Source organism: Wolbachia endosymbiont (group B) of Dolichovespula media, assembly GCF_947179505.1.
Classification (GTDB): Bacteria; Pseudomonadota; Alphaproteobacteria; order Rickettsiales; family Anaplasmataceae; genus Wolbachia.
The window spans coordinates 176,501-199,150 of sequence record NZ_CAMXBR010000001.1; the positions used below are offsets into that span (position 1 = coordinate 176,501).

At 34.5% G+C, this 22,650-nt stretch carries 10 protein-coding genes and 2 pseudogenes; 4 read left to right on the forward strand and 8 right to left on the reverse strand.

Features of this window, described 5'->3' with window-relative positions:
* Nucleotides 1-115: 115 nt before the first annotated feature.
* The 7 genes and pseudogenes from OM967_RS00890 to OM967_RS00920 all read right to left on the reverse strand — a co-directional run bounded on the left by OM967_RS00890 (nt 116) and on the right by OM967_RS00920 (nt 8,446).
* Nucleotides 116-1,174 (reverse strand): ankyrin repeat domain-containing protein, encoded by a 1,059-nt coding sequence (locus tag OM967_RS00890; RefSeq protein WP_264337363.1) that lies wholly within the window; start codon nt 1,172-1,174, stop codon nt 116-118.
* Between the two features lie 123 nt (nt 1,175-1,297).
* Nucleotides 1,298-2,641, reverse strand: coding sequence for an IS110 family RNA-guided transposase (locus OM967_RS00895; protein ID WP_262986668.1), 1,344 nt, complete (start codon nt 2,639-2,641; stop codon nt 1,298-1,300).
* Nucleotides 2,642-2,885: 244 nt separating this feature from the next.
* Nucleotides 2,886-4,727: a phage terminase large subunit family protein gene (locus OM967_RS00900; protein WP_264337364.1), complete on the reverse strand. Its 1,842-nt coding sequence runs from the start codon at nt 4,725-4,727 to the stop codon at nt 2,886-2,888.
* A pseudogene (locus tag OM967_RS00905) lies at nt 4,724-6,161 on the reverse strand (ankyrin repeat domain-containing protein). The gene OM967_RS00900 and the pseudogene OM967_RS00905 overlap by 4 nt, the downstream one beginning before the upstream one ends.
* Nucleotides 6,161-6,643 carry a hypothetical protein gene (locus OM967_RS00910; RefSeq protein WP_264337365.1) on the reverse strand — a complete coding sequence of 161 codons (483 nt, stop codon included), beginning with the start codon at nt 6,641-6,643 and terminating at the stop codon, nt 6,161-6,163. Before OM967_RS00910 ends, OM967_RS00905 begins: the two are co-directional and overlap by 1 nt.
* A gap of 28 nt (nt 6,644-6,671) precedes the next feature.
* Entirely contained in the window at nt 6,672-7,883 is a 1,212-nt protein-coding gene (locus OM967_RS00915; protein ID WP_264337366.1) for a DNA modification methylase, read from the reverse strand.
* A 103-nt stretch (nt 7,884-7,986) separates the two neighbouring features.
* Nucleotides 7,987-8,446: pseudogene (locus tag OM967_RS00920) on the reverse strand (crossover junction endodeoxyribonuclease RuvC).
* An 854-nt stretch (nt 8,447-9,300) separates the two neighbouring features.
* Between OM967_RS00920 and ltrA the strand changes: the two are divergent.
* Nucleotides 9,301-10,614: a group II intron reverse transcriptase/maturase gene (gene ltrA, locus OM967_RS00925; protein ID WP_264337367.1), complete on the forward strand. Its 1,314-nt coding sequence runs from the start codon at nt 9,301-9,303 to the stop codon at nt 10,612-10,614.
* 2,495 nt (nt 10,615-13,109) lie between these two features.
* Here the strand turns inward: ltrA and OM967_RS00930 are convergent.
* Nucleotides 13,110-14,177: an IS110 family RNA-guided transposase gene (locus OM967_RS00930; protein ID WP_264337368.1), complete on the reverse strand. Its 1,068-nt coding sequence runs from the start codon at nt 14,175-14,177 to the stop codon at nt 13,110-13,112.
* A gap of 1,043 nt (nt 14,178-15,220) precedes the next feature.
* Between OM967_RS00930 and OM967_RS00935 the strand changes: the two genes are divergently transcribed.
* From OM967_RS00935 to OM967_RS00945, 3 genes are read left to right on the forward strand one after another with little or no spacing between them, the layout of a single operon-like run.
* Complete coding sequence (locus OM967_RS00935) at nt 15,221-16,522, forward strand: hypothetical protein (protein ID WP_264337369.1); 1,302 nt, start codon at nt 15,221-15,223, stop codon at nt 16,520-16,522.
* 30 nt (nt 16,523-16,552) lie between these two features.
* Complete coding sequence (locus OM967_RS00940) at nt 16,553-17,941, forward strand: hypothetical protein (RefSeq protein WP_264337370.1); 1,389 nt, start codon at nt 16,553-16,555, stop codon at nt 17,939-17,941.
* Between the two features lie 11 nt (nt 17,942-17,952).
* Nucleotides 17,953-22,650 carry a hypothetical protein gene (locus OM967_RS00945; RefSeq protein ID WP_264337371.1) on the forward strand — a complete coding sequence of 1,566 codons (4,698 nt, stop codon included), beginning with the start codon at nt 17,953-17,955 and terminating at the stop codon, nt 22,648-22,650.

Genomic DNA, 22,650 nt, shown 5'->3' on the forward strand with positions numbered 1-22,650 from the left:
TGATAGATGCTATGATAAGAAATTCAATAACTTAAAGTAGGTAATTAAAGCCTCTAATTAAGATCTAAATCTATAGTTATTATAAGCAACACTAAAGAAGTGCGGAAGTAAAAAGTTACGAAAGAGCATTATGTATACGTATGCTTTGTAGATCTACACTTTGCCACCCTTCTGTTAAGCTTTGCCTCCCTTCCATTACGTTTTGTCGCTCTTTTATTTCTTTTATTTCGTTATCGAATTTTGACATTAGATATTTAGCATAACCAGATGTTAATGCTGTTGATGCAGATACAGCTATTGCTGCCGTAACAGATGTTAATGTAATTTCCATTGTCTCGGTTATAAAAAGCGTCGATGTTACAAAATTCCCTAACATGGCAACTAAGCCACCAACAACTACACTACCTTGAACTACTTTATTTTTTAAAAACCCTTTTATACTCTCTACCGTATCTTCTTGGTGATTTATAATGGCATAATACAAAGGAGTTTTCTGCAAACTATCTTTTTCATAAACATCTGCACCTCTGTCTAGTAGAGCATCTACTATCTCTAAATAGCCATTTTTAGCAGCATAATGCAAAGGAGTACTACCATTTCTATCTTTTACATGAACACTTGCGCCTTCAGCTAACAGAGCATCTACTACCTCTACATGGTTACTTAAAGTAGCATAATGCAAAGGAGTACTACCATTTTCATCTTTTACATTAATATCTGCACCTGTTTTTAGTAGAACATTTACTACATCTATGAGTTCATATATAGTAGCATAATGCAAAGGAGTACTACCACCTCTGTCTTTTACATTAACATCAGCACCTTTTTTTAGTAGAGCATTTACTACACCTACACATCGACTATAAACGGCATGATGCAAAGCAGTCTCTCTATTTTCACCTTCTACATGAACATCCGCATGCCTATCTAATAAAACATTCACTAAATCCTTACAGCCAGCTGCTGCAGCTGCAATTAATAATGTAAATTCGGCATCAGGATCACTTTGGATGAATCTATGATTTATACTAAAATTTTTATTTTCCCACTCTTGATACGCTATTGTATCTTCCCTTCGCAATACTTCTTTTATTTTATTAATTACGTTATCTTTATTTACACTTGCATCTTTATCAATTGCACTTAATATCTTTTTCAGATTTTCAAAATCCATCTTTACCTCCTATAACTTTACGTTGCAGTTACTACACAATTACAAACAAAAGTAAACACATTTTTGGAAATTATTTAGAAAAAGAATCCATTAAAAAAGTCAGTGATTTGCAATAAATAACTTCTAAGAAACTTCCCCTATCAGCTCATCTTTTTTTATCAGGATATAACCAAATTCATTGGCTTTTTTACCCAGATTCTTTACTACTCTTTCCTTATATAACTTTTCATAATAATCCATTCCTTTTTCTACATATTCTTGTCCACATTTCAGCATTTGATAAAAAATACATGCTAATTTTCTTGCTGTAGCAGTTATTGCTTTTGGTGCTCCCAATCGATTTTTCAATCTTCTACAGTACGCACCTAATGCACTTTTACTGTGCAACATAGAATAACCAGCAAGTCGAAAAGCATTTGCAGCACGGTTAATTACTTTACGAGTTCCACTTCTAATCACTCTTTCTCCTGTAATCCTATTAAATGGACATAATCCCAACCAAGAAGTAAAATGTTTTTCTGATGGCCATTTATTAGCATTAAGACCAACTTCTGAGAGGATGGTCTGTATATTTGATGTATTAAGCCCTGGAACTTTGGTGAAATCCATGCCAGTTATTCGATACAATTCTTCGTGTGCAGCAAAGTTTGGTTTGTTTCCTGCAGACCTCTTTACTTTACTGCATTGCTTATTTTCATTTGATCTTGTTTCAAGTGTTTTATAATAGTTTTCCATACTTTTATCACATTCTTTTATTTGCTCTTGAAAAAAAGTATATGCTTCGTATTCTTGCTTTAATGTAAACAAATGCTCTTCTCTATAGTCACCTGTTAGTGCTTTTGCTATGGTTGATCTGTCATTTTTTATTCGTCTATCACTCAATTCAGCCAATCTATTAGAGTTTCTTTCACCCGCAATTATTGCTTTAATGATTCGCATACCAGTTACACCTGTAATATCACTAATAACCTTGTGTAATTGAATGTTCATTTGAATTAATGCTTTTTGCATACGTTGAGTGTGTACAGCTGCACTTTTTATCAGGTTGTCATGTTGTCTATTATAACCACGTAGTACACAAATTTGGTTATCAGGCCTAAATGATCCTTGAAGTAACCCATAGCTATGTAATTGCTGTAACCACTGGCAATCTTGAACGTCTGATTTTCTTCCAGGTACATTTTTTACATGTCGTGCATTTACCAGTTTAACTTCGAATCCATATGATTCAAGTATTTGAAACAAAGGAATCCAATATACTCCTGTTGATTCCATGGCTATCGTTCTAACTTCACACTTTTTCAACCACTTTGCTAGGTTATGAAGATCTACTGTAAAGCACCCAAATTTTTGAACGCGTTGTTTATCTCTCCCTTCTGGTACGCATGCATAATGTACAGATGAACCAATATCAATCCCTGCTGCATTAGGATTCACTACTTCTAATTTACTTTTTGCTTTTGCCATATAAAATCCCTTATATATACCTTATAATGAAGAAGTGCTTTAGCTTGGGGCGGTTATATTACACAATCTTCTAAACGAGGTAGCTAAGAAGCTCCATCAATGGTTTGACCGTCCCTTCCAAAATCATACTGATCCACGGGCATTTATTGCACCATTGCGAACTCGATTATAACTGCAGAAGCACTTCTTCATAAAATTATATCCAAAAATTACTGCAATGTGCATTAGGACGTTTCTTTCTGGTTTAACAGATTTTGTCTGTTCCGGTGCTGATCCACTTGCTTTTGACTATTTTCTTTGATTTTTTGCTTTCTGGTTTTTCACTTAAACTATTCCATTTACTCTCTGGCCAACGATCAATTCCAAGCGCAATAGATGCTGCTCTCGCATAAATTCGGCAATCCAGTACTTCATTTCTTTCTCTTACCTTCTGCCACTCTTGTTTGGTGTATCCTTTTACCACTTTGCTGACTAATTGCTCTGCTGTTAGCTGCTTAAAATATTCAGGTGCATATTCGGGAAAATGACAATATCCTGCTGGAGCTTCTTCACCTTCTTTTAAAACATTAAGTAATTGAAAAAGCTCTGACTTTAATATCGATACTCCTACTGGCCATAGCTTTATTCCTCTCTTTAGCTTTTGACCACCAACTGTTATATCTACTCTACTTGGGCTGCTAAGTGGCACTAGTGCTTTATTTACACCTTTTACTGCCATTACTCTTCCAGAGCCTTGATGACTCCTTACCCAATTATACACTTCCTGCGTTGCATACCCTGCATCAACCGCCATCATACTTATCATATATTCAAGACCATTTTCACCAATAAAATGATGATTGAGGAGCTCCGAAAGCTTTCCCCATACTTCTCCTCCTCCTGTATCTCCTTCAAATACTCGGTAGTCTATTGACCAACTTTCACGGCTTTTTCCCCATGCTACAACTTCTACTTCTAAACGATCTTTTTGAACATCAACACCTGCAGTAAGTACCACTTCTCTCTTAGGTACTGTGCCTACGGGAAAAAATTCTCTTCTGTTGAATAATTGCTTCCAGTCTGGTACTTCTCCCTTATCTACCCAGGTTTCTCCAAGCGTTGTGTTGATCCAAACTTTCAGTAATTGTTCACTTTCTTTGGCATGGAGAAAATCTTCTACTGCTTGAGTCCAGCTATACCAGCCAACTGGACTATAAAGACTTGAAAGATGAAATCCTTTTTTCTCACCTTTCATTGGATTTGTAGCTCTCCATTCTCCACGCTCAAGCATCTCTGTCTTTTGATGATTTTCTATCTTTTCACCACATTCTATACATATATAGTGTGCTGTACTTGGATTTTTATCTTCCCATTTTATTTGTGACCATTTTAGAACTTGATAGTAATTACAATGCGGACATGGTACAAAAAAATATCTCTTATCTGTTGCTTCAAACTCCTTCTCAATTCTGCTTATTCCATGAATCGTTGGTGTCGATACTAAAAAAATCTTTCGCCTTGCAAATGTATTAGTTCGAGCAATACTGAGCAGTACTGGATCTCCTTCTCCTCCTGAATCTCCTGGATACGCGTCTATCTCATCAAGAAAGAGATACTTTACTGGCATAGATCTCAGTGCTACACTGCTATTTGCTCCAGTTATTACTACTATTCCACCTGGAAATTCCTTACTTTGTACAGTATTGCCTGAATCTCTTGATCTTGGGTCTTTTACTTTACTTTTTAAACATGGTGTACTTTCAATCAGTGGCGCAAATCTTCCTTTTGACCAACGCTTTCCCATTTCAACTGTTGGCTGTACTACTAGCATTGGTCCTGGTGTTTGATCGATGATATAGCCAATCCAATTGTTGCCAGCTTCTGTTCCCCCAATCTGCGCTCCTTTCATGAATACTACTTTTTCTGCAGGTGAAGATGGAGAAAGTGAATCCATGATCTCTTTAAGGTATGGTGTTCTCTCTGTTCTCCATTTACCTGGCTCTGATGCTGCAGTTGGCGCTAAAACTCGATACTCATTCGCCCACTCTGATACTTTAAGGTGCGGATCTGGCCTTAAACCTTCAGAAAAAGATGTAGCGTATATCATATTGCTAGCTCTTCACCATCATTAGATGATACTTCAACATCACTTAAAATAGAACTGCACTCACTTGTTTTCTCACTTTCGAGTTCAATAAACATTTTCTTTTCAAGTGCTTCTTCTATATACTTCTGAATTAAATTACTCATTATTATTGCAGCTATGAGCGCAACTATTCCCACCATTACCGCAGCTATAATGTTAGGGTAAATTCCTACTATCGCTATTGCGCATATTGTTATAGTGACACAGATGATATTGGTATATTTCTTTATTTTTTTGTCTGCTATTTTCCTTTCTTCAAAATATTTATTGCTCAATAAATGAAATGTTGGAAAGTTCTTCTGTCTTCCAAATAACACTATTTCTTTCTCTTTACTCAGTAGTTCTATTAATTTTGCATTGTTCGTTATTATTGCATACTGAAAAACATCCGTGGCATCTGCTCCTCTCTTTAGCAACAACTTTACTACGTTAAAGTGACCATGCTTTGCAGCAACATAAATTCCCGTTTTTCCACTCTCATCTACAGCATCTATTTCAACTCCTTCACCAAGAATACCGTCTATTAGGTCTTCATATCCTTTTCTGGCAGCTAAATCTTGCTAAAATCTTTACTATATCTAATCTATTTGCTTCTTTTGCATAACAAAATGGTGTCTTGCCATTATCATCCTTAATTAAAGGATCTATATCTTCTCGCGTTAGTAAGACCTCTATTGTTTTAAGTCTTTCAGCGTAATGTAGTGGTGTTTTATTTTCATAGTCTTGTAAATTAACTCCAGCATTAGGAACATTTATTAAGCATCTTACAATATCTAAACATAAGTCTCTTTCGTCGTAATTACTGCCACTTATAGCTACGTGCAAAGGAGATAATTTCATTGCATTTCTGCCGCTACCAGCTATATTGACATTCGCACCAAGATTTGAAAGTAATTTTACTACTTCTAGCTTCTTGTTGTTTACTGCATAATGCATTGCTGCATGATTTCTCACGTCAAGAACATCTTTATCCGCATTTCCTTCTCTAATTAAAATTTCTACTATTTCTTCATGTCCAGCTCCTGCTGCTAAGTGTAATGGGGTATGTAGTAGAGCATTCTGTTCATTAACATTAACCCCTTTGTCGAGTAAAAACCTTACAGCATTTGCTTCATTCAACATCGCAGCTAAATGAAGTAAGCTATCTTTCTCTGATCCGTATTTGTGATTGATTAGTGCTTGTAATATTTCTTCTCTTGCACAAGAGAGCGCACTTTTACCATCATCATCAGTAATTAGTGGATTAATATTTTTCCTGTTCAGTAAGAGCGCAACCATGCTAAGCTCGTTAATTTCTACTGCATAATGTAATGGTGTTTTTCCGTTTAACCCTCTGACATTAACATCCACTCCAGGTTGATTAATGAGACACTTTATTAATTCTAAAACAGACATTATAAAAATTTAGCGTTAGATAATTCTTGGAGTGAGTTTGTAATCTCTTCAGTTAGCGTCTTATGAATCTTTTCAGTGTCACTCAGTGATGCAAGTAGTGCTGAAACTCTATTTGGAATATTAAGCAAATTATTACGGACAACTCTTGCTACATTAAATGCTTCGTTTTTCACTTCCTCTACTGCTACAAGTTCTCCTATCTCAGCCTTAGCTTTTGCCTCAAGCAGTTTACCACGTTCCATTTCATTTTTTATTCGCGTTTTTAGCAACATCGTGGAAAGGTTACTTGTATTTTCGTTTTCTGGATTTTTCCTCCTCAGTGGCTGACTTGGATCTCTTATTGCTGCTACCGCTTCATTTGCTTGTTCTCTATTGATCAAACCATCCTCCAACTCAACTATTCCTTTTTTTACTAAATAACAGACATATTGCTTTGAAACTCCTATCTCTCTTGCCCATTCCGTTTGTGTGATTTTTTCCACTCTTTTCCTCCTCTCTTTTTGCTCCTTTTTACGAATTTTCTTCTTGAATTTCTGCAAAAGTTTTACCAGTACCAGAAAGAATTGCCTCCCTACCTGTGTATATTTGCCAACGTTTTATGGTGACATCTACAAATTTTGAATCTAGCTCTATTGTTCTGCAAATTCTTCCTGTTCTCTCACATGCAATTAGTGTGCTGCCAGAACCACTAAATGGATCAAGTACTATGTCTCCTGATCTGCTGCTGTTTACTATTGCTTTTTCCATTAGCTCTACTAGCTTCATCGTTGGATGTAGTGTATTGTGTGTTGGCTTATCATAAAACCACAGATCACTTTGATTTCTACCTCCATGCCACTCACGTTTATTGCCGCTTTTCCATCCATAGAGCATTGCTTCGTATTGTCTTTGATAATCAGACCTGCCTAGCGTAAAGTGATTCTTTGCCCAAATGATAAATGTTGACCATTTTCCTCCTGCTTCCTCAAATGCTCTTTGCAGCGTTGAAAACTCTGATGATGATATGCAGATGTAAATTGCTCCTTTCGTATATGCTAAAATATGGGAACAGATGTCATAGAGAAAAAGCTCATACTTTTCACCTTGATTATCATTTAATATCTTTTTGTCTTGGCTATTACCATAATCAACGTTATATGGAGGATCACAAACAGTAATGTCTGCCATTTTATCATCTAACAGCGCTTTATATGATTCAACTACAGAGCTATCACCACAATAGATTCGATGATCACCTAAAATCCAAAGATCACCTGGCTTTGTTATTTCTACCTTTTTGTCATCAACAACTAATTCAGAAAGATCTTCTTTTTCACCATCTAAATCATCAAGAAAGTTTTGAACTTTTTCTAATTCAAATCCAGTCATTTTAAGATCAAACTGCAAATCTTCTAACTCTTGAATTTCTACCTTTAAAAGATCATCATCCCACTTTGCCCAATTAGCTGATTGATTTGCCAGTAATCGAAAAGCTTTGGTTTGTGGTTCATTTAAATTATCACTTAAAACAACTGGAATACTCTCCATACCAAGTTTTCTTGCTGCTTTAAGTCTTAAATGACCATCAACCACAGTTCCATCGCTTTTTGCAACTATTGGAATACGAAAACCGAATTCCCTGATTGAAGCACACATTCTATTTACTACGTCATCATTCTTACGTGGATTACGCTCATATTCGACTAGATTTTCAACAGGATAGTAGTGGATTGCTAAATTCATATCTTAATAATTAAAAAGTTAATATTCAAAATATATCTGACGCTAGAGAAGACCTGGGGTCGAACCCACTAAATCCGCCAATATGGCCGAAAGGACCCACTTTTTATGGATTTTTCTTCTTATTAATATCTTTACTAATATAGAACATTAATGCCAAAGCATCGGCCTCATTATCATCTCTAGGTAAAAAACTTTTTTCACGTATCGCTTCAATAACTTCACTCTTACTTGCATTGCCTTTGCCTGTTATAAAGCGTTTTATAGTTTTAACATTAACACCTTGGTAGGGAATATTGTTCTCTTCACACCAAGCAGACAGAACTGCGAGAAAACCACCGTAGCAATGCGCTGCATCAGTTCCTAGGTGTCTTCTCACTTCTTCAAAATACACTGCTTCAATGTTTGAGAACTTTTCCTTCATTTCATTTAGCCAGCTACGAAAATTTAAGAACACCTCCGCTAAAACGGCTACCATGAAAACTTTTGCTTCCACTTTCAATTACTCCATCTGTAAGAATTGCCCAGCCCGTTTGTTTGCCGAGGTCCAGTGTTAGGATTGACATTTATTTGAAACTTTTGTGTTGAAGCGCATGGAGGTAAACTAACCTCGTTGAAACAATGCCCTTCTATTATATATATACCTGATTTCTTACTACTTTTTCCGGGATTTTCTCAAAAAAAGTTAAAATAATTTTAAGACAGCTAAGGAATTAAAGAGCTTTGAAGACCAGCTATATCTTTTACAGCAGCTTCTTTGCTATTTGAGTTAAGAGGAGATTACACGAGCTTTTGATTTAAAACCCCTATCTAGATAACGCTATAATAGCCCTCTAAAACGTTTTTAAGAATGGTGCTACAATGGAGACAATTGAAATGGGCTATGTAAAACTTTATTTTTTAATTTCAAGGGGGGTGAAAAATTGTGTGCGCCAAGAAGTGCGTAAGGAACAGTTGGTGAAAATCCAACACGGGTAAAGCTTAGCCAGCAACCTGGAACAAACCATTATGCTGCGTAAGGTAACGAGCGTAGTAAAGCTAATGGAATGGACAACATAGGGTGCAACGAAAGTGAAGGTATTGAGTCCCGTAATTCACGCGTCATGGGGGCCGACACTTTACATTTGGTGGAAGGCAACATGGGTAATAACGCTAAGGAAAGATATTACTCACCCCATCGGGATCGAAGGCTGCGTCATGTGTTGAGATGGACCTTACGTGAACTTGGGAGATCCTTTGTATTCCTGTAAGGGTACTCTGGAACAAGTCAATAAAGGCAAGGACTGGAGGAAGATGCAAAGGAAGTCGGACTAACTGATAGTACTCGGAGTGTGGGAAAGCCACATACAAGGGGAAGCGGTTAGCAATATAGTGACTGGTATAGGGATTGCTATACCAATACAACAGAGATTGGAGGAGTATGCAAGGAAAACTAAACCAGATAGCAGTAAGGGCTAAGCAAGATAAGCGAGTAAAATTTACATCGCTAGTTCATTTGATTAATGAAGAGAATCTTGCAGAGTGTTACAAGGAACTAAAACGCAACAAGGCTTGCGGTATAGATCGTGTGACAGTGGAAGCTTATGGAGAAAATCTAGAAGAGAAACTTAGAACGCTAGTGGATAGTATGAAGAGAAAGCAATACCGACCGCAACCAGTGAAAAGGGTATACATACCCAAAATTGGAAGCAAGGAAAAACGCGGTCTCGGAATACCATCAACAAAAGAAAAGTTGGTACAGGTAATGCTAAAGAAGATATTAGAAAATATTTATGAAGCAAACTTTATGGACAGCTCGTATGGATTTCGACCAGGAAGAAATTGTCATCAGGCGATAAACGCTCTAGATAAAGCAGTTATGCACAAACCAATTAACTATATTGTAGAAGTGGATATCAAGAAGTTCTTTGATAATGTTCAACATAAATGGCTAATGAATTGTCTAAGGGAACGAATAGCTGACCCAAATTTATTGTGGTTAATAAAACGATTTCTAAAGGCAGGAATAGTCGAAGTTGGATGTTACAAAGCAACCGATCAAGGCACACCACAAGGTGGTATAGTAAGCCCTGTATTAGCTAATATATACTTACACTATGTGCTGGACTTATGGTTTGAAAAGAAATTTAAGCCAAAAGCCAGAGGATATATACAGCTAATAAGGTTTTGCGACGATTTTGTAGTTGGCTGCGAGAGGGAAGAAGACGCAAAAGAATTTCTAGAATTACTGAAACAAAGACTAAGTAAATTTGGATTGGAAATAGCTGAAAATAAAACAAAAATAGTAAAGTTTGGTAAGAAAGAATGGTATCAAGCAGAAAGAGAGAAACGTAGGACGGCTAGATTCAACTTTCTAGGATTTACACATTATTGTGGAAAAAGTCGTAATGGTAAACTTATGATGAAGCAGAAAACTTCAAAAATAAGCCTAGCTAGAAAGATTAAAGAAATCAAAGAGTGGTTGAAGATGGTACGAAGTCGTATCTGTCTCAAAGATTGGTGGCAGAAACTTAAAGCCAAACTAACAGGACACTATAGCTACTTCGGAGTTAGCGGAAATTATCGGTGTTTGATTCAATTCAATCGACTGGCAACAAAGTTAGCATTTAAGTGGATAAACCGACGTAGTCAAAAGAAAAGTATCGATTGGGAACAATTTATACACTATTTAAAAGTAAATCCATTACCAAAACCAAAGGTATATGTTTCTTTATACACAGGAGCACTAGTGTGAACGCTGTATTGTGGAGCCGTGTGCGGGAAATCCGCAAGCACGGTTCTTTTGGGGAGACTATGGTTATGAGACCAAATCGCTGATTTCAAGGTCATAAGTCTCTACCAGACCCCCCCACCCTTTAGAAAGCCCTATATCTCTGCTTTTCATCTACCAATAATATAGTGGAAATATAAATCTTTGTCTCTGCCATACACGATAAAATTAGAGACGTAAATAAATAAATTTGTCTCCACTTCAAGCGGTTTTTGTAGCTTCTGTTTCTTCTTTTATAGCAACAATTTCAAACTTTTTTCTTTATCTTCATCTACAATTTGTTTATAGAGATTATTTAAAATATTTCCTTAAGAGTTTTAAATAAAAGTCGTTATATTTCAATAAGACCTCCAAAATAACCAGCTCTTGTTATATATATTTACCTAAATTACAAAAGCTGTTCACTTTTTTGAAAAAATATTTTACAACAAATAAAAAACGTGATAGACTAGGGTAAGGTTTTTTTATAGCAAGTAAAAGTTTAAGGTAAAAGATAATTTAGAAGTGCCTCATAATCGAGTTTTAAGCTACCTTACATAAGTAACTTAGGTCTTAGTAGTATAATTGTACCCTGGAGTCGTAGAATCTTTTTAAAACGATATTATTAGCCATCTTGTTTTTTGTAAGCATTTATCTTTCATCTTTTTTTAGGTTATCCAAAATGCAATAGCAGGTTTTTCATATTTTTGTCTCTGTGTTGTATTTTTATTTAGGGCGATCTGATTCATTAAGTCTTTTGGAAATGGAAAAGTAATATTTTCACACACTAAGTGGCTAAAAGCATAGAAATTCAGTGAGTTAAGTATAGTATGTTTTTGTTCCTAATTTTTCAATTTTACTGGAAATCACAAAACTCAGAACAGCTTCTTATTCCTTAAAACCTTACTTTGAAGAATAGGCCACACATTTATCTTCCTTTGAGTGATGCCTTTAATTATCTTACAATAACTAGGTTTATGTCTACTAATATCATGAAATGCAGCTGGTCCACCTGTATGCGTAAGTAGTTAGAGTAGGTTATAGGCGACTTTAAAAAACCGGTTAATTGCCACTTGAGTTTATTTTTTAAATGACTTTTATATTTCGGTTAAAAATTAAAATGGACGGTATATTAGCCTTTTTGAAAACCATTTCAGTTGAGCAGATGGCCACCGCGGAACTTCTCTTAAGGTTTATATTATAATAAACTTATTACAGTTCATGTTTTTTTGCTTAACTTGTTATTAAAAAAGTAACAAATTAAACATTTAAGCGCGTTAATAATATTTAGGTAGGTATTATGAAAGGTACATATCCTATATGTTCTATTATTATATATTATTATTTATTATATATATAATATATAAGGTTTTACCTGAAACTGGGCTACACTCAAAAACCCTCTATAATCCTAGCTTTTAAAGCAATTAAGAAGTTTTTTTGAATTTCAAACTTAAATTACTCTTAACCCTTTAATATAGCCGGGTTTTTTCCTTTTTGGAGATTTCATTTTTCAATCTAAAATGGCTTAAACTGCCAAAAATCTATGTAATCTCGAATCTAAAGCACTTAATTCACAAATAATTATTATGAATAACTTTACTAATATAGCATTTTGTGGCTACTTCTTATAGACGGAAAATCTCTCCCCTGAGTATATTGTAAATGTGTTAAGCTCTATTAAAGTTTAATAGAAAAATCGTAATGAAAAAAATTTTAGAGCAATTCATATTTCGGACTGCATTTCTAGTATATATCGTTTAGAAAAGAAGTCATTTAGTGGAGTATGAAAGCTAATAGAAAGCGGAGTTGTGCAAAATTTTTTAAAAAAGTGAACAGTTTTTATAATTTTGGTGAACATATATAGTAAGGGAACAGTGTAAGTTTAAAGTTAGATGTTTTTATAATAAGGAGTAAAAGTGTTTTGGAAAAATTTCCCTCACTTCCGGAAAGATCGATAAGGGATCCGGTTCTCTAATTGCATACAAGTCAATAATAATTTTTTTTGTATCATGAAAAATATTTTCTGATGTAAAATTCAGCTCTAATACAACCTTTTATTTACTATCATGTTGTTTTGTTCAATCAAAGAGTGCCTTATCGGCAACTAAAAACTAGTACTAAATTTCTAATTAACCCCTTTTAAATTAGTGTAGCCAATGAATATGTGGATAAATACGCCTACACACATTTAAAGTATTTATCCACATATTCATTAAGCTTATAAAAACTAAGGTATCATTTTTTCCCCCATAGCCTTAATGATTTTATATAAGTTAAAATAGCACGCTTCCATGGTTCTCTCCGCGGTCTGATATGGCTAGTTTATATTTTAGCCAAGCCGCACTATACTTGTTAGGCGGAAGTGGACGGCAACATGTAAACTACGAAGTCTATGCTTCAACCGGAGCTCTTGCTTATCCCTTCCATCGGCATTGCTATCTTTACTTTACATAAAATTATCTACTTTTTTGCATTTATTAGTAACAAAATTCTGTTTTGTTAACCAACATTTTATGCATGATTACAGACAACTTACGTGCTACAGCAACAATTGCTTTTTTCATACCCTTCTTTTTTGCAATCCTTAATCCCCAACTCCTCAATTTAAATGTCCTTTTACATTTTACTAGTAAGACTTGTGCAGCTTCGTACAGCATATTCCTACATTCTACTGGTCCCATTTTTGATATACTTCCATGCCTATCAATCTCTCCAGAAGCGTATTGTCTTGGGCTCAACCCCATATAGGCTCCAACTGTATAAGATGTTTCAAACCTATACGGATCATCTATTGCAGCTTTATATGTCATTGCTACTATAATACCAACTCCTGGTACAGTAGTTAATAATTTACAATCCTCGTCTTTTTTGCCTTGCTCTGAAAGTATTTTATCAAGCTTTCCTATTGATTCTTCTATTGTTTCTAAGCTATGTACTAATGCTTCAATTGAATTCTTGCTAATTTCATCTAGCTCATTAATTATTTCCTGCACTTTTAAAGCGAAACTTGCAGATCTGGAACGCTGATCAACTTTTATCCCGTGTATTTTCAATAACCCTCTTATTGTTCCCTCAATTTTCTTTCTGCTACATATTAATTGTCTTCTGCTCCCAAGCACCACTTTAATCTGGCAAGCTTCGTCTGATTTTACTAATACCTCTTTAAATAGCCCAGCTCTCATCATCTGTGCTATACCTCTTGCATCATTTTTATCATTCTTATTGATTCTTGCAGATAATGCTGCTGCCATATGCCTTGCATCCACACAAGTTACTGGTAATCCAAAATTTCTCAGCTCTTTGCACATTGATATTGATAGTTGTCCACTTTCTATTCCTATGGATTCGTATCCTTTGCTTTGGTCAAGCAGGTACTTAGCTATTGCGTCACTTTTGCTTGCAACAACTTCTTCTTTAACAATTTTTCCTTTCTCATCAACGATACTAATAAAAGTTTCTTTGAGTGAGACATCTAATCCGCTATAATACTTCATGAGACTGCTCCTACTGTAAAAGTTTAAATTATCTTTGAAGAACCAATTCATTGAATTTGTTACTTCGTGCTAAAATAATGGAGTATGTCTCTCCACCATTCAATAGCAATTACAGTATGTAGACTCACCCATACTTACCCCTCTAAACACAAATAATACATTATATGCAATATATAACATTAAATCAATAACCATAATCTTTTTACTACTTATATTTTTGTTAAGTTTTTATGGTGAGTAACAATGGAGTATGTAGATAGGTTAAAAGTTGCTTATGACTGCAAATTTGAGCTAATTTTACTATAAATTAACATGGTTAAGACCTATATTTGATATCACTACTATAAGAGCATGATGAATTATGCTTTAAAGGAGTACGGAAACTGCTGAAGTTTTTTTACAACAAACTTGTAAGGAGCAACTTCAGCAAAATGAATAAACACATGCCAATACTAATAGAGAATTATTTATAAGTCAACTAACTTTTTCAAAAAATATTTTAGTGAAGATACCATGCTAGCTAGTGTTATAAAGAATTGAATTATTTACTCTTCCTAAGATTGCAAAAAAGGTCGTATATTTGTGAGAACAAGCCGCGTAAAAATAAGGTTATAAAAATAGAAGATTTAAATTATTTCAATAAGCTTAGGCAAAACAGTTCGTATATAGATATGGATGAAATGGGCTAATATGGCTAGTTTTAGCGTATAGCAAAATCATTATATTGAAAAGTTCGTATGTTACAGATGGTAGACCATGCCATCCCAAAACAAACTCTTCTCTCACTGGCTAATTTTGGTTGTTAAAAATGGCTATCTTACTTGAGATCTTAATAATATATCTTCCTAAATTAATAAAGATTTATCTAAAAATAATTTAGGTAAATTTATAATGAAAAGAGATCTTAATTTAATAAAAGATCATAAAATGAGTCTGTTAATGGCTTTTTATCAAAAGTTGTTTTGGGTTAGAAATTTTCTACAATAGTGATTGACAGGCTACAAAGGTGGAGTATGATATTGAAATTAGTATAGAGTCTATAAATTATTATAGCTCTGTATCTTACGTATGGTTTTGTTTATGAGGTAAGAATTATGGACTGTGATAAGCTAAGAAAAGCTGTTTTCTCTATTGTTAAGGATGATGATCCTTATAAAGAATCTAAACAACTTCAATTGAAAAATTGGTGTGGTGCATTTTTGGAAATATTTGACAGTTGGGGTGAAAAAAAACTTCCGTTCTTTTTGGATATATTATCAAATGAAGAATGTTGGGAAAAAACCGATACAATACATGGTATCAAACTCAATAGAAGAGTAGTTGCTAAAAAGATGATAGAACCAAAAAATTCTAAGGGTATAAGTAATCCACTAGATGACTTTGATCGTTACCAGGTTGCATGTTGGTGTTGCTTAGAAGAAGACATAATCTCTATATTTGAACATTTTAAACAGGAAGATGAAATAAATGAGGGAGATTCAGACGCATTAAAAAAGTTAGTTAAATCAGTAAGTGGGAGTTGGTATACGGACACAATGATGCAATTTTGGTCGCATTTCATTAGTGGATACATTTCAGAGCTAGATCTAAAAGGCCAGCATCCTTATGTCTTTGGTTTACATCGTGCAGTAATAAGCTCAAATAGAAGACGTGTAGAAGCAGTAGAATTCTTTTGGAATAAGATAAAATCATTACCTGAAAGTGAGTTAAGTGCTCAGGAAAAGCATGAAGTTTTTATGAAAATTGCAGTGCATGCAGCACACGATAATGGCTATCCTGATGTGTTTGAATTTTGTTTAAGTCAGATAGATCCTGACAAATATCCAGAGCTTTTGAAAAGAGATTTTGAGAAAAATGGTTATTATGGTTCTGTAAGTAGGATGATGGATGTGCTCAGTTTTGGTAAAGTTCAGGAATTGTTTGATTGCTTAAAGCTAAGTGAAATTTCAGAGGACTATTACCACCTCTGCCTAGAACGTATAAAAATACAAGATTATCCAGTATATTATGTGGATTCAGCTAAAAAGCTTTTTATTCACATATGGGGAAAAGAAGGTTTTGATAGTCATCGTGCTCTTGTAATAAGTAAGGAGATAATCGATCCGTCTACTTATTTTTATTCAAATCTATTAGTACCTTGGGTGAAGAAGGGTATTATGGAACCGGTATGGGCAGTGCTAGATAAGCTGGACTCTAACCAAATAAAAGAATTCATGACTTACAAACAAGCAGATTACATACGTTCCATATTAGAGCAAAGAGATCATGATTTATTAAATAGATTTTTAGCTTATGGTAAGTCCATAGAGAAAAATCTTGCTCAGAATAGTGTAAGTGCTAATTTGGCTGAAGTTAAGTTAAGTAAACAATCTTATGTGGGGTTAGGTGATCATTAAAAAGTATTATATTATAATTTAGGGGGTTATATGTTAGGTCAAGAAAAGCCACAAGATTTTGAGTTAGTAGAACTATTAATTCGAGAAGCAGGTTCAAATGTAGCAAGTACTTCAACTCAGCAAGGAAGTGATTTTGAATCTTTCAAAGCAAGGTTTCAATCGTATGTTGACCAGGTTCCATCGTATTTGCATTCAGTAGCTAAGCAAGGATTTTTCCCTCATTTCTTTTTAGGCAGTTTTTCTACTTTCATAGACACAGAGATTGCAGCAAAGCTAGATATTGAAAAAATATGTTTCTGTTTTGATGGTCCACAAACTTTGAAGGTGGCTATCATAAGGAAAGGTGACATTAAAGGTAAAAAAGATGTGATAGATAAGATAAGGTTATTTGTAATCTCAGAGAAAGGTGCCCCTTCTGCAACTCAAAAGTTCAGTTATGGTGAATTAAGGGATGCATTAGGAAGATCTCAGCCTGCAAGGTTTCAACCTGTTTTTGATAGTAAGGGTGAGTTAAGGGTTAAATCAGTAACAATTGATAAAGGTAATACTAATCGACAAGGAGTACTTGTTGTAGTGGAAGATAAAAAATTGCATGAAGATGATGCTTCAAAAGATAAGTTTAAAGAAATAAAAAAGGGGGTATGGAATAATCCAGAAAGTGATATAGCAAAGCTGACTAATTCAAATGTAGGAGAAGTTGAAAAATCTTCAAAGGAGATTCTCAAAAAAGTTAGTGGAATCCACTCTGAACATGAGAATTCAATTGTTTACGCTGATCAAGCAAGAGAAGCAGCACATCATGGATTTATAGCAGGAGCTTTAGTGAATTTCCGCTATAGGTATAATCTCAGGGTTTACTTAGAGCAATTTGCAGGAAGAGGTTACGCTGATATTGTTCTAGTGCCTCGTGGTAAGGATAGATCATTAAATGCTGTTCCAATTATTATTGAATTGAAAGCAGGAACGGGTACTGGTACAACACCAGGTAATGCATTAGAGCAAGCAAAGGATTATGCGAAAGGCTTTCAGCCAAATACAATGCGTGTTTTAACCGTTTCAGATAATGTGCTTTGTGTAGGGTTAAATTTAGATTCAACTGAAAAGTTTTCAATGCATATATCTCCACCTGATGACAGGAAGCCTGCTCGACCTACGATACAGAAACTTCTAGAAGTAACTTCAAGTTGGAGTGGTGAAGAAAGTGTGATCGCTGATCTTAAAAAGGAAGTAAAACAGCCACTAGAACGTATTTATCATACATTTCCTGGTACGCCGGAGAAAGGAGGTAATTACTTTAGTAGATTCATGTTAGGGCAACTTCTTCTTGCTGATAAATTTAAAAAAGTGGACCTAAAAAATTTATATTTTTATACGATGAATATTCTCTTGCTTCTACTACAAGATCCGGAAAGCCTGTAACAACTTTTGCGTTGATTAGAGAAGGTCGTAGTAAAGAGGTATTTATTTTTCATATTAGAGAAGGGGGAAGAGGAGATCGTAGCAGTAAAAAGATACCTATACCTGATAATCTATCGGAGCAAAGCAAAATTACAGAGGTATACGTAAGTTTACAAGAAGGGAAGAAGTCTGATTTTTTTAACATAGAGGAAGTTAATAGATATAATTCCTTAAATGAATACAAAGAAGGAAAAGAGTTTTTCAAAGGAGAATTAAAAGATGTTCCTTACCCTAATGGACTAAGAGAGGCATTTGATGAGGCACTTAAGTCTCAAGTTACTCCTGCAGTAGGGCAGTCTCTACCAGTAGATAAATATAATTCATTACTAAAGAAGGTTGGAGAAGGAATGTTTCCTTTTAGGGATTTTATTAATGAAGAGGCTCATTTTCAAGGAGCGTTACATGGAGCATTTAGTTACTATAGTGATTTAAAATTAGGAGAATCTTCCAGAGCATTAATATTAACGGAGTTTCAAACTGGAAGGGGAAAACGTATTGATATGCTAGTTCATGGTATTAAGTTTGCAGATCAAGCTAGCAGTGCGAAAGAATACGATCCAGTAGGGTTAGAACTTAAAGGACCAAGGGAAGGTAAAACGGCTACTGCGTTAAAAGACGAGGCAAATGAACAAATAAGTGATGAGTATACGAAAGGTGTAACTTATAAAACGCTTACAGATGGAACTGAAGTGGCTTTTATGGGTGTTGTGTTTGATAAGAAAGCTAAAGATGCAAGCTCTCTCATCTTAATGAGCAAAAATGAGTTTACTCCTGTGAAAGTAGTTCACAGTTCTATTCATATGATACACCCTGATACAGTAGCGCAACCTATTGATAAACCCAAGGAAAAGCCTTTAGGATCAGTAGAAGAAGTAATACGTGGAATCAAATATTCATCTATACAAGAAGAAGATCGGCGAACTTTAGAATCTGCAACAGCGGAAAAGAATTATCGTTACTGGCTTCAACAACACGATATAGCTGATATTGCAAGAATAAAATATCGTTATGGAGCTGAAGGTGCTAACACAATATTTTCAATAGTGGGATCACTAGACCATATATCCAGTCAATTGCAGCAGTTTCAAAATAGTGTAAGAGATGGTGAACAAAGGCCATTAACTTTAATTGTTAATTTAAATAATAATCATTGGGTTACGTTAGTTGTCTCGCATCAAGATGGGCAGTACAATGGTTACTATGCAGACTCGCTTGGTAATAATGTTCCAGATGGTATTCGTCAAGTTTTGCAGCAGAATCGAATTATTAATCTTCATGATGTTTCTGTCCTTCAGCAAACAGATGGTCATAATTGCGGCTTATGGTCATTAGAAAATGCTAGAGATATTAATGCTGTGTTGCAAGTAGGTGGAAGTAACATTCCTGATGAAATACGTAGCCGTTTACGAGTTCAAGAAAGAGATGAAAGTCATTTTATAAGTAGTAGAAGAGAGCTTTCAGAAGAATTGAGGGCAGATCAACAACGCATAGATAACCTACAAAATATTCTTGCTGAAACACAACAATCTAGAAGGGAATTCGATCCAAACAGTTGTATGGGGCAAAGTAGTAGAAGCAAAAGAAGTGTTAATTCTTGTCTATTTTCAAAGGATGATGTAGAAAAGTTCAGTAAAGGAAAAGTAGATGAAAATAATGTAGATAAGGTTATAATTGATAGTGAAAAGTTTCTAACTTATGTTAAGAGCAGTAAAGATGAAGGGAAAAATGCTCAGTTAATAGAGTTTATCGGAAATAAAAATATTGAAGGTGACTATAAATATTTAGTTGATAAGGTAATTGGAGATCAAGGGTATGAGCGCTATGTCCAGAATGAACGTATCAAGGATTTGCACGGTGATATTGTACATCAAGAGAGTAGTTTAACAAAAAATCCAAAGCTAAAAAGCAGGTTAATGAATGCTGCAGGTGGGATACAATTAATAAGAGGAATCCATGGTGCCATTGTGTCTTGTAAGGATGGAACAGCAACGGATTGTGGATTAAATCTAGGCGGAATAGGATGGTCTTTTGCATCTCAACCAATTGAGAATGTAATGGTTAAAATTACTCCAAGAGTTGTAACATCAGCTGAAAAGGTTGTAGGAAAAGTTATACCAGGTGCTTTAGGTAAACAGACAAAATTTGCTATTCGAGTTGCAGGAGTAAAGTTTGGAAGTACAATAGCGAAAGGTACAGCAGGAGCTTTAACTGGTGTCTTTGATATTGTTGATATAGGCATGTCAGCAAGTAATCTTGTAGATTGTAAAAAAAGAGAGAATAGTGATAATCCATGTGGAGAGAAGGAAATAAGAGATAATATAGCATCTATATCTTTTTCTGGTGTGTCATTTGTTTCTGGTGTTGCTCTTACAGCAGCAAGTATGCCGGTAGTTGGTATTGCAGTTGGGTTTGGGCTCATGATAGGTTATGGAATTTATAGTGGTGTTAGCAATATCGTAGAGTACAAGAAAAAGTATGATACAACCCATGGAGAGAACTGGAGTATTTTTTGGCGTACACTTCTTTTTCAACCTATGGCAGCTGATGTGCAGCATCTTGCAGCTAGGAAAGATACAGTTAATAGTTTAGCTAAACAAGTTTGGAAAGCTTTAAATAATGGTCCTAATAGTACTGTTGCTTATGGTATTGGTCTTGGAAAAGTAAGCGGTAATACCCTTCGTCCAGATTATGCAAAGATTATTATGGATAAAGAACATGCTGATACAAGAAGTATTTCTCGTGTAATACCTGATTTAATCAAAAATGCTAAGATGATTTGTTTGCCCCGTATCACTAACGCAGACTATGAGAAAGGTCTGAAGAAATCAGTTTCAACAGCTGTACACTATTGTGATAATGCAATGGTTATTGCTGATGGAAGAAAAAGTATGCAAAACGGCAAAACAATTGTTTATGATTTAAGAAATGTAAATTCTGGTAATATCATTGGAAGCAATGTATTGGATAACAGTTTTCTAATTTTTGAAGGCTCGGAAAAAATAATTGGTGGTGATAACACAGTCAATAGATTTGTTCTTACAAATTCTAGATTTGCAGGTCGGATTATTGTAGGTACCAATTCTACCAATGTGTTTGATTTGAGTCAAATAGCAGATAGTATTGTAAAAGTAAATATTGGACATAGTATTGGCTCTACAACCTCTAAGACACTACATTCTGGAGTATTGGAAATAAAAATGAATGATCGTTCATTAATCAATGAGTGTGTTACTAACGATGTCAATATTCTTGGATATCATTACATTGGAAGACAGAATAAGACAGATGAGGTTTCATGTACTAGTAGTACCGGAGACTTTATAGATTATGATACTATCATAGATAGTAAAGGTGGTTATAATAACGATAAAAGAGATATAATTGAAAATTGCGATAGAGCAATAATCTTACCATATACTGATGTTCGTGGTACAGAAGGTAATTATGTGTTTTATATAAAAGCTGCAGGATACAAAGGTAAAGATTTGCATTCGGAAATTAATGTAAAGGGGACAGGAACTGTAATCTTTCCGGAAACTGACTTACTGAACGATTGCGATGAAATAACCTATTCTTCAAATAATAATACTTTGTCTTTGAAAATAGGATTAGGTCAAAATAATCGATATACCCTTGATATTAAAAATTATATAAAACAAAGCACCAGTAAGCCTAATTTTATATTAATAGATAAAAATGGCAGCAATATTGTTCCTAAGATTAAAGAATTGGGTGCTATAAAGATTAATTCATTTGAATTACATTCAGAATATGCTCTAGATAACTTTGATGACGTAGAAAATCATTACAAAAAAATTCTAAACAATAATAAGGATTACAAAGTCTTTAGTGTCATCAGAGGTAAAACACAAAATCAAGATAATAATGCAGTTCCACACATGGTTTTTGGTTCTTTGGGGGATGATATAGTAAACTTCGATCAAGGAACCACATTTGCCAGGGGAGGAGAAGGAAATGATGTGTACCTTATTAGTGGTGATATAAATAGTAGAGAAGTAAAAATTGATAATAATTCAAATGATAAAAAATTGGATATACTATTTATGCCAATGGTTGAAAAAGATTTTTCAGTCCAGCAATGTGACTTACATTTAAATTATAATAATACTAGTATTCAAGTAAAAAATTATCTTCAAGATCGTAATTGCAGACATCTTATAATTATGAATAAAAAAGGAGAAACTTTTATCCCTAATATACAGTCAATATCATGTTCTCCCTCTTCTTCGAGAAATGGTAAATTAGTTCCTTTTTTCCACGCTACACAAGCTCAAAACATGTTTGTGTTACCTAAAGATTTTCAAGATGATCATGTAGTGATAGATTCCCGTCTTGAAGATATTGAGCGATATAGAAACAAAGATCATCTTTTACTGATAAGGAATAACGAGGTTCCTTTTATAATAAAAGTAGAAAATTTTTATGATAATCAAAGTAAATGGAGAAACGTTAATTTTTTTCTGTGGAATGATGGTAATTTTTCCTCATATCTTGGCTTACAGCAAGAAGTTAATGGAATAATGGACTATCAAGATAAACTTAAGAGTGATTATGAGAAAACTGTAAAAGAATACACTATAGACTTCAATGAGTCTGTTGATATTACACATAATCAAAATGGTACTTTAAATTCCGGTAGAGGAAGATGA